Below are 13,676 nucleotides of genomic sequence, written 5' to 3'. Positions count from 1 at the left end.
CTTAGTATCTCCCTTGACGTGTACCAGTTGAACGAGACTGCGTGTTCGAAGTGTCTTCTTGCGAACGCTCAGATTCCAATTGGATGTGATCGTACGTTGAAGTCGATTTCGATTTACGTTTAGTGTCTGTTTGACCATCTTGACCAGCCAGTTTATCGATTGGAAGGTAAAGAAGGTTGCCGCTAGATTCAGAGTCAATCAACACTTTCGATGTGCTTGAGTAAACCTCTTCCATCGCGTCTAGGTACAGACGGTCACGAGTTACACCAGGTGCCGCTTGGTATTCAGGCAGTAGTTTTTCAAACTGAGCTACTTGACCAAGAGCTTCGTTGGTTACACGCTCGTTGTAACCTTGCGCTTCTTTCTTCAAACGCTCTGCACGACCTGTTGCTTTCGGCAAGATTTCGTTCTTGTAAGCTTCTGCTTCACGGATGAAACGCTCTTCATCCTCACGCGCAGCGATTGCATCATCAAACGCATCTTTAACTTGCTCTGGCGGACGCGCAGACTGGAAGTTCACATCAACAATCACGATACCCATATCGTAGCTATCGATGATTTGATTTAGCGTTTCTTGTGTCGTTTGACGGATTTGCTGACGACCACTTGTTAGGATGCTATCCATCAGTGAGTCACCAATTACCGCACGTAGCGCCGAATCTGTTGCTTGACGCAAGCTGTCGTCTGCATTGGTTACGCGGTATAGATATTTGTATGGGTCAGCAACACGGTATTGAACGTCCATTGCTACTGTTACTACGTTTTCATCTTTTGTCAGCATTAGACCAGATGCACGTAGCGAACGAATCGCTTGCACGTTAACCGCTTCGTATTCGTCGATAAAACGAGGACGCCAGTTCAGACCTGGGTCTACGATACGGTCGTATTTACCTAAACGCAGCACAACACCACGTTCTGCTTCACCGATGGTGTAAAAACCAGCGAAGAACCACACCGCAATCGCAATAACCGCAATTACGCCGAAGCCAATTGCGCCACCGCCACCGCCGATAGAAGAACCACCGCCGCCTTTTTTACCAAACTTGCCACCCAGCTTTTGACTCAGTTTGCTGAACACTTCATCTAAATCTGGCGGACCTTGATCTCGGCCACCAGGACGCTGGCCACCACGATTATTATTACCCCAAGGGTCATTATCGCGGCCATTGTTGCCGTTGTTATTTCCAGGCTCATTCCACGCCATTAGAAAGCTCCATCATTTGATATGACGTTATACTGTAGCAGTCCTTTAAGTGACTATAAAGTCGACTAAAACTGCCCCTTCTCTTTTTTCAAGTCTAGACCAATCTACCTGTTGCATTCGAATATCGATCAACAAGTTACCTTCCTGGTCATATTCCTCACGTTGAATACACTTCATTTGGAAGAATGTACTACGGAATCGTCCTTGATACTGTGGAGGAATTCGCAACTGATGCTCAACCATTTGCGACGCTAAACGCTCGGTCAGCGCGTCAAACAGAAGATCAATGCCTAATCCATCCATTGCAGAAACCCAGACCGCGCGAGGCACGCCTTCCTCATCTCGTTCTATACGTGGTTTCTGCTCTTCTAGATTGTCAATCTTGTTCATTACTACGAGCGTCGGCACTTCATGTGCATCGATCTCTTCTAAGACTTCATGAACAGCTTGAATATTCTCACGAAAACGCTCGTCACTGGCATCAACAACATGTAACAAAATGTCAGCTTCTTGCGTTTCCTGCAAGGTTGCTTTGAAGGCAGCAACCAAATCGTGAGGCAGGTGTCGGATAAAACCAACAGTATCTGCAAGTATTGCAGGTCCTACATCTGCTAACTCTATCTTACGTAAAGTTGGGTCAAGAGTAGCAAACAGTTGATCTGCCGCGTAAACGCCAGCTTCTGTAATACGGTTGAAGAGTGTCGACTTACCCGCGTTGGTGTAGCCCACGAGAGAAATGGTTGGTATTTCAGCTCGGTTTCGGGCACGGCGTCCTTGTTCACGCTGCTTGGCCACTTTTTCAAGTCGACGCAAGATAGCTTTGATTCTGTCACGCAATAAACGACGGTCGGTTTCTAACTGGGTTTCACCTGGACCACGTAGACCGATACCGCCTTTCTGCCTTTCAAGGTGCGTCCAACCGCGAATCAAACGAGTAGAAATATGGCGAAGTTGGGCTAGCTCAACTTGTAGCTTACCTTCGTGTGTTCGTGCTCGTTGAGCAAAGATATCGAGGATGAGACCGGTGCGGTCGAGAACTCGACATTTGCACAGTGCTTCGAGGTTACGTTCTTGGGCAGGAGAGAGGGAGTGATTAAAAATCACAATTTCAGCACCAGTTAATTGCACCGCAGTAGCAATTTCTTGTGCCTTACCCTCTCCGACATAGTATTTCGGGTGTGGGGATTGACGACTACCAGTCACAACTTGTAGCGTCTCTACCCCAGCGGAAGAAACCAGCATTTCGAATTCAGCTAGATCTTCCCATTCACCTTCTTGCGTGAAGTTGATATGAACAAGTACGGCTCGCTCACCGGATTCATAACGGTCAAACAAGCAATCAACTCCTTATTGTAAAAATACTAAATGAAGAATTAATCTTCAGATTTCTCTTGTGGACGATCACCTTGAGCACGATCACCGCTGTGGTGGCTAACTGGACGAGCCGGCACAACTGTAGAGATTGCGTGCTTGTACACCATTTGGTTAACAGTGTTCTTCAATAGGATCACGAATTGATCGAAAGATTCGATCTGACCTTGCAGTTTGATACCGTTCACAAGGTAGATAGATACCGGGATACGCTCACGACGTAGCGCATTTAGGAATGGGTCTTGTAGAGATTGCCCCTTAGCCATTTTATTTTCCTTATTTAATTTGTAGTTGTAATTATTTAGCTAGTGGTGCAATGCAAAAGGTACTGCTTTTTGCATCTGAGCTAAACGAATCAAAAATGCACCCTAAGTAATTAGCAGCATAGTATAAAAACCGCCAATAACAGATCCTTTGAGAGTGCGTTCACGCAAAAACGATCACATTATACACAGCTATCTCAATCAGATGCTATTGCTTCTGACATGGTTTCAAGTGCCTGTTCAATGTTATCGCTATCCAACCAAGTTAAATCATTCCAGCTGCGTAACCAGGTGATTTGACGCTTGGCCAATTGACGAGTTGCACAAATGCCACGAAAAACGGCTTCGTCGCGTGTGCAGTCCCCATCTAAGTACTCCCACATCTGTCTGTAGCCAACGCAACGGATAGAAGGAAGATCTGGGTGAAGATCCTTGCGCGCATACAACGCTTTCATTTCCTCTTCAAAACCCGCTTCCATCATCTTATCGAAACGCAGTTCAATTCGACGGTGAAGTTCTGCCCTGTCCTTGGGAGCTATTGCAAACTGTTTGACTCGGTAAGGCAAGCTGTCGCCTTTAGTTTGAGTCAACTCAGTAAGAGTTTTACCTGAAATACGGAAGACTTCCAACGCTCTCGATAAACGTTGAGGATCGTTTGGATGAATTCTCGCAGCTGATACAGGATCAATCTCTTTCAGCTCATCGTGCAACACCGACCAACCTTTAGTCAATGCCTCTTGCTCAATTTGCTGACGAATTTCAGGATTTGCAGCAGGAAGAGGTGATAAGCCTTCAAGTAACGCTTTGTAATACAGCATTGTACCGCCAACTAAGAGCGGAATTTTTCCTTCTGCAACAATGTCATCCATTGCTTGTAGTGCATCACGACGGAAGTCCGCCGCAGAGTACGATTCGCTCGGGTCAAGAATATCGATGAGACGATGCGGCGCTAGACTCAGCTCGCGCTCATCAGGTTTCGCCGTACCAATGTTCATGTCTTTGTAGATCAACGCCGAATCCACGCTGATGATCTCAACCGGATATTTCTGGCGAAGACGAATCGCTAGCTCTGTTTTACCTGATGCAGTTGGCCCCATTAAAAATAGCGCCAAAGGTAGTTTGTCTGTCATGGTCTTAATTTGGCAATCGTGGCAGAGAAATCAACAGCAGACACAAATTTCGTGTCTTCTAATGGCAATTGACCATGTCTTAGCTGTTCAAGTTCCGCAATAATTTGGATGGCTTCGGAAAGAGTATAGTGGCTCTTAACTGTGGTGACCTGCAAAGCAAGCCAATCTATCAGCTCAGATAATAACTGAGCCGTTGCCACTTCCCTCGTCACGCGAGTTTGCGCGTAAGATAACAGATCTGGTATCAAATTTTGTAAGTTTTGTTGACGCAATGGTGAAGGTACGCCCATGACCATCAAGGCTTTATCATTTCGAGCTTTTAGCTGAATGCCTAACTGAGCAAAATCTTGTTGGTAATCCTGCGCAAGTTGAACCAACTCCGGCTCCAATTTCACCGATAATGGTACCAGTAGTGGTTGCGCTTTTAATGCACCATCACTTGGTGTGAGTTGCCCTTTGGTTCGATAGAACTCAGCTCTTGGTAGTGCAACCAAAGCCACACCACTGTCGCTGCTCATTAATACGTACTGCTCATCGACCACAGCTAAAGCTTTGCTCAGCGCCATCACTGGGGTTAAAGCTGTCTCTGCTTGATTAGTGATCGCAGCCGCACTGGTTTCGCTTCGAGGTTCAAAATCAGGTGTCTGTAGCAATTCATGATACGCACGCACCTCTTGTTTGCTTGGTGCTGGCTCAGCATGACGCTGTTCTTTGTGTGCACTCGGCTTAGGCGCAGGTTTTGATTCAATCCAATCTGTTCTCTTGAACGAGTCTGCTACGCGCGCTTCCCGCACAGAGGAATCGCTTGGCATACGATCGCGAGGTTTCGTTTCGTAGTCTGAGCGCCCCGGATAGGCTGGGGTATTATCAATCGCTTGATACACGCGTTCTGGCACTGGGGAAGCGATATGTTCTGGAGCACCAGTTAGTTCTGGAGTGCTAGTTGCCTCTGGCGAACTTTCTGGTTCAGGGAGAGACGTCATTGCCTCAAGTGACTCTGCTACCTCAATAGGATCTGCGTGGTGGAATGCAGATTCATTCACATGTGGCTTATCAATCACTGAACTTTGCGCAAGGGCATCTGCCAACGCTTGATAGATGAAATCATGCACCAGACGTGCTTGATGGAAACGCACTTCATGCTTTGCAGGGTGCACGTTAACATCCACTTGGTGCGGATCGATCTCAATAAACAATACATACGCCGCGAATTGATCAGGTTTGAGGCTGGTTTCGTAACTTTGACGAATCGCGTGATTGATCAATTTGTCACGCATCATGCGGCCATTCACGTAGCAATATTGTAGATCACTTTGCTGCCTAGCCCCTTCTGGCGTTGTAATCCAACCATGAAGCTTGAGCCCTTGATGTTCCAGTTCGATGCGCAGCATATTACGCACAAAAGCATTACCACATACCGCAGCAATGCGTTTTTCTGTTTGAAGCTGATTTTTTGCCGCGCGGTATTGGCGAATCATTTTACCGTTGTGGCGAACATTGATAGTGACATCAAAGCGACTTAACGCAATACGCTTTAGCAGCTCGTCGATGTGAGCAAATTCGGTTTTTTCCGTGCGGAGGAATTTACGGCGCGCAGGCGTATTAAAGAACAGGTCTAAGACTTCAACTGAGGTACCAATTGGATGCGCCGTCGGTTGGAGTTTGACCTTCATGTCACGCCCTTCAGAATAGGCACTCCACGCTTGTTCCTGTGCGGCTGGACGAGAAGTCATGGTCAAGCGCGACACCGAGCTAATACTCGCTAACGCCTCACCGCGGAACCCCAAACTCATGATGGCTTCGAGATCGTCCAATGTATGGATCTTAGACGTAGCATGGCGACTTAGCGCCAAACCTAACTCATCTTTCACAATCCCTTTGCCGTTATCGCGCACACGAATTAGCTTAGCGCCACCTTTCTCGATATCAATATCGATACGGGTTGCACCAGAGTCGAGACTGTTTTCTACCAGTTCTTTCACGACAGAGGCAGGTCTTTCAACTACCTCCCCTGCCGCGATTTGGTTTGCCAATCGTGCTGGCAAAATCTTAATGGTCATGATGAGTTATCAGTTCACTTACTTGTTTGGAATAATCAGTACCTGCCCGACGGCAAGCTCATCAGAGCGCAAGTTGTTCGCTTTGCGAATGCTAGAGACACTGACACCATATTTCGACGCAATCTTGCCTAGGTATTCTCCACGAGCAACCTTGTGTTTGCGAATTGGTTTGTCTTTCACCGCAACGGTGATCTTCAACTTCTGACCGACCCAAAGCGTATCTGATTTCAAATTATTTTCACGGCGGATATCAGCAATCCTCACTTTGTAGTGGCTTGCGATCTTACCGAGGAACTCGCCAGATTTAACAGTGTGCGTAATTGTCTCAGTTTCTACCGTGTTAGGTTTATTCGGGATGGATACTGAAACGGCACCTGTACCCGGGATTTTCAGCTTCTGACCGACGGCTAAACCGCTTGATTTGAGCTTGTTCGCGCTCATGATCGCTTTGGTCGACGAGCCATATTTCTGTGCAATCACAGAAAGCGATTCACCACGCTTCACGGTATGAACAACAGGTTTCGCAGAAGACGAGAACACCGTGCCTTCTGGAGGATTATCTTTCAAGTACTGTACGACAGCTTTAGTAATCGCACGCGCTAGCTTATCTTGGTGAGAGCGTTGGAATAGTAACTTCTCTTCCGTTGGGTTCGAGATAAAGCCCGTTTCAACCAAAACAGAAGGAATCTGCGGAGAACGCAAAACTGCCAAGCTGGTATTGATTGGTTTCGAGTTATGCAGGCGAGCAACTTTGCCCATCTCACCTAAAATGTTTGTCGCTAACTTATAACCTTCTTTTTGCGAATGGCTGAACTGAAGATCTAACAACGTTTGGTTGACGTTACGGTCATTTGAATTGCTCACAAATGCCGTTCCAGAGCCACCAAGTAGCTCAGATTGTTTCTCGTGATTCTCTACCCAACGTGCAATTTCGGTATTGGCACGACGAGTATTTAACACGAACACCGAACCACCACGAGGTTTAGGAGAGGTAAACGCATCGGCGTGAATCGAAATTAATAAGTGTGCGTCATGTTCACGAGCAATCGCAACACGGCGATTCAAGTTGACGAAGTAGTCACCAGTACGAGTCATGCGAGTTTTGATGCCAGGTACTGCATTTAGCTGGGCTGAAAGCTTACGAGAGATGCTCAATACCGCGTCTTTTTCATACTTTCGACGTGATGGACCAATTGAACCAGGATCTTCACCACCGTGACCTGGGTCGATCACGATCAGAATCTCTTGTGCACGTTGGACCGTACTCATGTCTTTGCTTGGTTTTGCCGGTTTGCTCGGCTTAGAAGTATTACTCGCCGCCGCTGATGTTTTCGCCCCATGTGGCAAATCAATCACCAAACGATGACCATACTGACCACCTGGCGTTGGTTTTAGCGTAAACAGTTCAGCTTTGACGCTCTTCTTCAACTCAAAAACCAAACGGTATGTGCTTTTGTTTGGCGGAGAGCTTTTACGAACACGCTTCAACACAGGACTGTCCGTTACCGTAACAGGCAACTTAGCTTGCATAGATGTGTTTTTAATATCCACGACCAAGCGATCCGGTCCAGATAAAGAGAAATAGGAATAGTCAGCTTCCGCGCTTAAATCGATGACAACACGAGTCTCATCTGGTGAAGGCCAAACTCGGAAACTTTTAACGACGTTAGCAAATGCTAAATTGGGGATGATAAGGAGAAAAGTGGCGACAAATGCCGCCACTACTCTAAATTTTGAAAGACTCAACATAGCTCCAATCGACTGAGTAACTGCACACCATATTCATTATTTGCCGTAAGTTCGGCTACGCGCTGCTCGCCTTGGTAGCGAATATCCACATCAAGATCCGGTTGTGGCAGCATTCCTTGCCCTTTTTCTGGCCATTCAACCAAACAAATCGCATCATCCGTGAAGTAATCGCGAATCCCCATGAATTCTAACTCTTCAGGATCTGCCAGTCGGTATAGATCAAAGTGGTAAACTTGCCACTTATCCAGCTGATAAGGTTCAACCAAAGTATAGGTCGGGCTTTTTACATTTCCTTGATGGCCAAGAGCACGGACAAAACCACGACTAAAGGTTGTTTTACCCGCACCCAGATCGCCATGCAGATAAATAGTGGTTTGTTGGGAACAAAGTTGAGCCAACGCGGTACCTAGTGCTACCGTTTCATGCTCATCTTTCAGGTTAAATTGTTTCGTGCTCATTGATGTTTCTCTAACTAATGATCGTTGACTATATAAAAATCAAAAGAACAGGAATAGTAAACTGTGTTGGTTTTGAGAGACAAGCTTTCAAATGTCATATGTGCGAAAAAAGTAGCCAATAAGGCAAAACCTAATTACCTGATTCTATTGAATGCATAAACAAAATTGCTCATGCCTGCGTCAACTTTTGATGACTTTGTTTCAAAATCTATTTCTCGACTTTATGTCTAGACTTTCTGGTAGCACCAATTCATAAGATCCGGTAAGATCCGCCCCCCTTTATCTCGGTGATAAAACATGAACTTCGAACAACTCGCTCAACAAATCAAAATTTGGGGTAAAGAGCTCGGCTTTCAGAAAGTCGGTATCTGCGATGTTGATCTTAGTGAACATGAAGCGGCTCTGCAAAAATGGCTTGATCAAGGCTACCACGGTTCAATGGACTGGATGGCTCGTCACGGCATGATGCGCGCCAGACCAAATGAACTTTTGCCGGGAACCGTGCGAGTGATTAGCGTACGTATGGATTACTTGCCACCCGAAGCAAAGTTTGCTTCCAATCTGGCAAACAAAAACCACGCTTATATCAGCCGTTACGCGCTCGGGCGTGACTATCACAAATTGGTGAGAAAACAGCTTAATAAACTTGGCAAACTTATTGAGCAAGAAGTCGGACAATTTGGCTATCGCCCTTTTGTCGACTCAGCCCCGATCCTTGAACGTCCATTGGCGCAAAAAGCCGGATTAGGCTGGACTGGCAAACACTCTCTGATTTTGGATAAAGATTGCGGCTCTTGGTTTTTCCTTGGTGAGCTGCTTATCGACTTACCTTTGCCTGTTGATGAACCAAGCGTTGATCAATGTGACAAATGTAAAGCTTGCATCACATCTTGTCCGACACAAGCGATTGTCGATGAAAAAGTCGTGGATGCGAGACGCTGTATCTCATATCTCACGATTGAGTTTGATGGTGTGATCCCAGAAGAGTTCCGCAAACCGATGGGAAACCGTATCTATGGATGCGACGATTGCCAATTAGTTTGCCCTTGGAACCGATATGCAGAAATCACTGAGCAAGAGGATTTTCATCGCCGCGAGAGTTTTGAAGACCCAGATCTCGTTACCATGTTCAATTGGGATGAGGCAACCTTCCTAAAACAAATGGAAGGGTCAGCAATTCGTAGAATTGGACACCTGCAATGGCTACGTAATATTTCTGTCGCACTTGGCAATGCAGAATACAGCCAGAGAACAATTGATGCCCTAGAAGCAAGACGCGGTGAAAGTGAACTGCTCGATGAACACATTGAATGGGCTCTTGCACAACAATTCAACCAACTTCCAGCAAATGAATCGGATTCTATTGAGACCAAGAAAAAGCGTTTAATCAGAATCGTAGAAAAAGGACTTCCAAGAGACGCATAATGCGTAGCTCATATGCAAGAGATTGAAAACTCTTTTTGCACGATCAATTCATGACCTTGTTCTCAATTTTGTAATGTGGAAAAAAATTATAGAGTCGAAGGAATTCGGGGAAGATAAAAAAGTTAAACACAACCTGAAGAAATGACTAGGATCAAAAAAACACAAATTAATGATCCTAATTTAACGCATCCGATCCGCAATAAAAGCAAGTTTTACTATACAAAACAAGCAGTTACGCAGTTACAGAAAACTTTTATTGTGCCCTCACAAAGAAAAGATCTTTCTTTACAGTCCTTCAAATTGAAGCTGAGAACACTTTATCAACCAACTTATCCACAGAATGACATATGTGGATAACTCTGTTAATTAAAGAGCAGAAAGGGACCCGAACACCAGATTATTCGCTGTTCAGACAAGTCGTCTCATGTTTAAAACACAAACGAAATCGTCCGACATCAACTGATGCGGATTAAATATTGTTTTTCAGGGGTTCATGCTTCGCAGCATTATGAAAAGAGCGATGTGAATTGGTTGCGGGAGCCGGATTTGAACCGACGACCTTCGGGTTATGAGCCCGACGAGCTACCAAGCTGCTCCATCCCGCGTCCGTGTATCACTGCTTTTGCAGCAATAAGAATTGGAGCGACACACGAGGTTGCCCTATCTATAACAGAAAGGCGTGACCTCAACCTTGACAAGTTTTTGCTCTATAAACGAGCGAGTGTCGCAATTCATTGTTAAGCACAATGAAAGCTATAAAGCTGGAGCGACACACGAGGTTCCCTATTCATAATAGAAAGACGTGACCTCAACCTTGGCAAGTTTTTGCTCTATAAACGAGCGAGTGTCGCAATTCACTGTTAAGCACAATGAAAGCTATAAAGCTGGAGCGACACACGAGGTTCGAACTCGTGACCTCAACCTTGGCAAGGTTGCGCTCTACCAACTGAGCTAGTGTCGCAATGTCACTGTTAAGCACAATGAGGGCTATCAAATTGGAGCGACACACGAGGTTCGAACTCGTGACCTCAACCTTGGCAAGGTTGCGCTCTACCAACTGAGCTAGTGTCGCAATGTCATTGTTAAGCACAATGAAGGCTATAAAATTGGAGCGACACACGAGGTTCGAACTCGTGACCTCAACCTTGGCAAGGTTGCGCTCTACCAACTGAGCTAGTGTCGCATATTCTCAGAAGAGAATTGGTTGCGGGGGCCGGATTTGAACCGACGACCTTCGGGTTATGAGCCCGACGAGCTACCAAGCTGCTCCACCCCGCGTCCGTATTTCATTGTTAAGCACAATGAGAGCTATAAAATTGGAGCGACACACGAGGTTCGAACTCGTGACCTCAACCTTGGCAAGGTTGCGCTCTACCAACTGAGCTAGTGTCGCATATTCTCAAAAGAGAATTGGTTGCGGGAGCCGGATTTGAACCGACGACCTTCGGGTTATGAGCCCGACGAGCTACCAAGCTGCTCCATCCCGCGTCCGTAGTTCATCATTTAAGGTATGATGAAAACCTTTTAATTTGGAGCGACACACGAGGTTCGAACTCGTGACCTCAACCTTGGCAAGGTTGCGCTCTACCAACTGAGCTAGTGTCGCATATTCTCAGAAGAGAATTGGTTGCGGGGGCCGGATTTGAACCGACGACCTTCGGGTTATGAGCCCGACGAGCTACCAAGCTGCTCCACCCCGCGTCCGTATTTCATTGTTAAGCACAATGAGAGCTATAAAATTGGAGCGACACACGAGGTTCGAACTCGTGACCTCAACCTTGGCAAGGTTGCGCTCTACCAACTGAGCTAGTGTCGCATACTCTCAAAAGAGAATTGGTTGCGGGAGCCGGATTTGAACCGACGACCTTCGGGTTATGAGCCCGACGAGCTACCAAGCTGCTCCATCCCGCGTCCATAGTTCACCATTTAAGGCATGATGAAAGCCTTTCTTTCCACTTAAGAAAAGTGGAGCGACACACGAGGTTCGAACTCGTGACCTCAACCTTGGCAAGGTTGCGCTCTACCAACTGAGCTAGTGTCGCATCAACAACGTTTCCGCTGTTCAGGGCTGCGAATTATAAGAGCATTTTTTTGTGATGCAAGTCCTTCGTTCAAAAAAACTTTATTTTTTTACTGACAGATGAAAAAGCAAGCAAAACGCTCATTAATTACAACAATTTGGATCGCAGCCTTAACAGTTAGATCTTAAAGATCGTTTCGCGGTAGTACTTTAGCTCAGCAATCGACTCACGGATATCATCCAATGCCAGATGCGTGCCCTGCTTCGAAAAACCATCTAACACTTCTGGTTTCCAACGGCGAGTCAGTTCTTTAAGCGTACTCACGTCCAAATAACGGTAGTGGAAGTATTCTTCCAACTCCGGCATATGCTTGTACAAGAATCGGCGGTCCTGACCAATACTGTTACCACAAATTGGAGAAACGCCTTTTGGTACCCATTTTTCAAGGAACTCGATGGTCTGCGCAACGGCATCTTGTTCAGAGACGTCACTGTTGCGAACGCGATCAACCAAACCACTTGCAGTGTGCGTATTGGTACACCAGTCATCCATCTTCGCCAGCTCTTCTTCTGGCTGATGAACGGCTAAAACTGGACCTTCAGCTAAAATATTTAACTCACTATCCGTGACGATAGAAGCAATTTCGATGATTTTGTGCGTTTCAGGATCGAGACCTGTCATCTCTAAATCCACCCAAATCAGGTTTTGATCGCTAAAGGACATGGTTACGCCGCCTATTTGTTTATCGATAAAAGAGGTACTATACCTGAAAATACTTGAAACACGATACTCACGAGTTTGAGCCGAAAGCGTGCTCAATCAGTTGAGTTAACTCACATTAAGTACAAGATTGTGGCAAAAAAGAAAAAGTTAACCAAAGGTCAGGTGCGCCGCGTACGCAGCAACCAACAAAAACGCCTAAAGAAGCAAGAAGAGTCTATCCAGTGGGATGAGAACATGCTAGGCGCAAGTAAACAGGGTCTCGTTATCACTCGTTTCGGTCAGCACGCTGACATCGAAGATCTAGAAACCGGTGAGGTGCAGCGTTGTAACCTTCGTCGTGGTATCGAATCACTGGTGTCTGGTGATCGCGTGCTTTGGCGTGAAGGGCTTGAGTCAATGGCAGGTATATCTGGCGTGGTTGAAGCCGTAGAACCTCGCACATCAATGCTAACTCGCCCTGACTACTACGATGGCTTGAAACCTGTCGCCGCTAACATCGACCAAATGGTGATCGTGTCTTCGGTTTTGCCTGAGCTTTCGCTCAATATCATTGACCGCTACTTGGTGGCGTCAGAAACCCTGAACATCGCACCGCTACTAGTACTCAACAAAATAGACCTACTTGCTGATGAAGATCGAGCAATGTACGAAGAGTGGCTAGAAGAATACAAACGCATTGGCTACAAAGTACTGTTTGTGAGCAAGCAATCAGGTGAAGGCATTGCCGAACTTGAAGAGCAATTGCGTGATCGTATCAATATCTTCGTTGGTCAATCTGGCGTGGGTAAATCGAGCCTAGTAAACGCACTGATGCCTGAACTTGAGCAGGAAGTGGAAGAAGGCGAGATCTCAGAGAACTCAGGTTTGGGTCAGCATACAACCACAGCAGCTCGCTTGTATCACATCCCTACTGGTGGCGACTTGATTGACTCTCCAGGAGTACGCGAATTCGGTCTGTGGCACTTAGAAGCAGAGGAAGTGACCAAAGCATTTGTTGAATTCCGTCCTTATCTTGGCGGTTGTAAGTTCCGCGACTGTAAGCACAATGACGATCCTGGCTGTATCTTGCGAGAAGCCGTGGAAAAAGGCGAAGTGAGTGAAGTCCGTTTTGAGAACTACCATCGCATCCTAGAAAGCATGGTGGAAAACAAAGCCAACCGTCAGTATTCACGCAGCAAGAAAGCTGATCTGTAGCCGAGATAACGCTGCAACTGTGTAAGAAATCATCACCTAATACTGACAAGCAGATGAAATTTCAGTAACATCACGCGC

At 46.2% G+C, this 13,676-nt stretch carries 10 protein-coding genes and 12 tRNA genes; 2 read left to right on the top strand and 20 right to left on the bottom strand.

The window, feature by feature from the left end; all coding sequences use genetic code 11:
* Window position 1 precedes the first annotated feature (1 nt).
* From hflK to tsaE, 7 genes are all read right to left on the bottom strand, one after another.
* Complete coding sequence (gene hflK / locus QMY49_RS15990) at window positions 2–1,204, bottom strand: FtsH protease activity modulator HflK (protein WP_005451415.1); 1,203 nt, start codon at window positions 1,202–1,204, stop codon at window positions 2–4.
* A 45-nt stretch (window positions 1,205–1,249) separates the two neighbouring features.
* Window positions 1,250–2,539 (bottom strand): ribosome rescue GTPase HflX, encoded by a 1,290-nt coding sequence (gene hflX / locus QMY49_RS15985; protein ID WP_005451407.1) that lies wholly within the window; start codon window positions 2,537–2,539, stop codon window positions 1,250–1,252.
* Window positions 2,540–2,577: 38 nt separating this feature from the next.
* The gene (gene hfq / locus QMY49_RS15980; protein ID WP_005451405.1) at window positions 2,578–2,841 is read right to left on the bottom strand and encodes an RNA chaperone Hfq; all 264 of its coding nucleotides are present in this window, start codon (window positions 2,839–2,841) and stop codon (window positions 2,578–2,580) included.
* Window positions 2,842–3,035: 194 nt separating this feature from the next.
* Window positions 3,036–3,968, bottom strand: coding sequence for a tRNA (adenosine(37)-N6)-dimethylallyltransferase MiaA (miaA, locus tag QMY49_RS15975; RefSeq protein ID WP_005451402.1), 933 nt, complete (start codon window positions 3,966–3,968; stop codon window positions 3,036–3,038).
* Window positions 3,965–6,028, bottom strand: a complete 2,064-nt coding sequence (gene mutL, locus QMY49_RS15970; protein ID WP_009699455.1) for a DNA mismatch repair endonuclease MutL — start codon at window positions 6,026–6,028, stop codon at window positions 3,965–3,967. The genes miaA and mutL overlap by 4 nt, the downstream gene beginning before the upstream one ends.
* Before the next feature lie 18 nt (window positions 6,029–6,046).
* Entirely contained in the window at window positions 6,047–7,777 is a 1,731-nt protein-coding gene (locus tag QMY49_RS15965) for a LysM peptidoglycan-binding domain-containing protein (RefSeq protein ID WP_005451397.1), read from the bottom strand.
* The gene (gene tsaE / locus QMY49_RS15960) at window positions 7,771–8,235 is read right to left on the bottom strand and encodes a tRNA (adenosine(37)-N6)-threonylcarbamoyltransferase complex ATPase subunit type 1 TsaE (RefSeq protein WP_005438321.1); all 465 of its coding nucleotides are present in this window, start codon (window positions 8,233–8,235) and stop codon (window positions 7,771–7,773) included. The genes QMY49_RS15965 and tsaE overlap by 7 nt, the downstream gene beginning before the upstream one ends.
* Before the next feature lie 297 nt (window positions 8,236–8,532).
* On the opposite strand from tsaE, the gene queG reads away from it, so the two are divergent.
* Entirely contained in the window at window positions 8,533–9,660 is a 1,128-nt protein-coding gene (gene queG, locus QMY49_RS15955; RefSeq protein ID WP_005451394.1) for a tRNA epoxyqueuosine(34) reductase QueG, read from the top strand.
* Window positions 9,661–10,188: 528 nt separating this feature from the next.
* Here queG and QMY49_RS15950 read toward each other — a convergent pair.
* The 13 genes from QMY49_RS15950 to orn all read right to left on the bottom strand — a co-directional run bounded on the left by QMY49_RS15950 (window position 10,189) and on the right by orn (window position 12,404).
* A tRNA-Met gene (locus QMY49_RS15950) sits at window positions 10,189–10,265 on the bottom strand.
* A gap of 280 nt (window positions 10,266–10,545) precedes the next feature.
* Window positions 10,546–10,621, bottom strand: a tRNA-Gly gene (locus tag QMY49_RS15945).
* 35 nt (window positions 10,622–10,656) lie between these two features.
* Window positions 10,657–10,732, bottom strand: a tRNA-Gly gene (locus tag QMY49_RS15940).
* A gap of 35 nt (window positions 10,733–10,767) precedes the next feature.
* Window positions 10,768–10,843: transfer RNA gene (locus QMY49_RS15935), tRNA-Gly, on the bottom strand.
* Window positions 10,844–10,861: 18 nt separating this feature from the next.
* A tRNA-Met gene (locus QMY49_RS15930) sits at window positions 10,862–10,938 on the bottom strand.
* Window positions 10,939–10,977: 39 nt separating this feature from the next.
* Window positions 10,978–11,053: transfer RNA gene (locus QMY49_RS15925), tRNA-Gly, on the bottom strand.
* An 18-nt stretch (window positions 11,054–11,071) separates the two neighbouring features.
* Window positions 11,072–11,148 (bottom strand) — tRNA-Met (locus QMY49_RS15920).
* A 42-nt stretch (window positions 11,149–11,190) separates the two neighbouring features.
* Window positions 11,191–11,266 (bottom strand) — tRNA-Gly (locus QMY49_RS15915).
* Between the two features lie 18 nt (window positions 11,267–11,284).
* A tRNA-Met gene (locus QMY49_RS15910) sits at window positions 11,285–11,361 on the bottom strand.
* 39 nt (window positions 11,362–11,400) lie between these two features.
* Window positions 11,401–11,476 (bottom strand) — tRNA-Gly (locus QMY49_RS15905).
* An 18-nt stretch (window positions 11,477–11,494) separates the two neighbouring features.
* Window positions 11,495–11,571: transfer RNA gene (locus QMY49_RS15900), tRNA-Met, on the bottom strand.
* 55 nt (window positions 11,572–11,626) lie between these two features.
* A tRNA-Gly gene (locus QMY49_RS15895) sits at window positions 11,627–11,702 on the bottom strand.
* A 156-nt stretch (window positions 11,703–11,858) separates the two neighbouring features.
* Window positions 11,859–12,404: an oligoribonuclease gene (orn, locus tag QMY49_RS15890; protein WP_005448335.1), complete on the bottom strand. Its 546-nt coding sequence runs from the start codon at window positions 12,402–12,404 to the stop codon at window positions 11,859–11,861.
* Window positions 12,405–12,533: 129 nt separating this feature from the next.
* On the opposite strand from orn, the gene rsgA reads away from it, so the two are divergent.
* A complete protein-coding gene (gene rsgA, locus QMY49_RS15885; protein WP_005448333.1) occupies window positions 12,534–13,598 on the top strand; it encodes a small ribosomal subunit biogenesis GTPase RsgA in 1,065 nt (354 codons plus the stop codon).
* Window positions 13,599–13,676: the final 78 nt, after the last annotated feature.

It is taken from the genome of Vibrio harveyi (assembly GCF_030060435.1).
Lineage (GTDB): Bacteria > Pseudomonadota > Gammaproteobacteria > Enterobacterales > Vibrionaceae > Vibrio > Vibrio harveyi.
The sequence above is the reverse complement of the archived record's forward strand: the minus strand, read 5'-3'. Positions and strand labels throughout refer to the sequence as shown.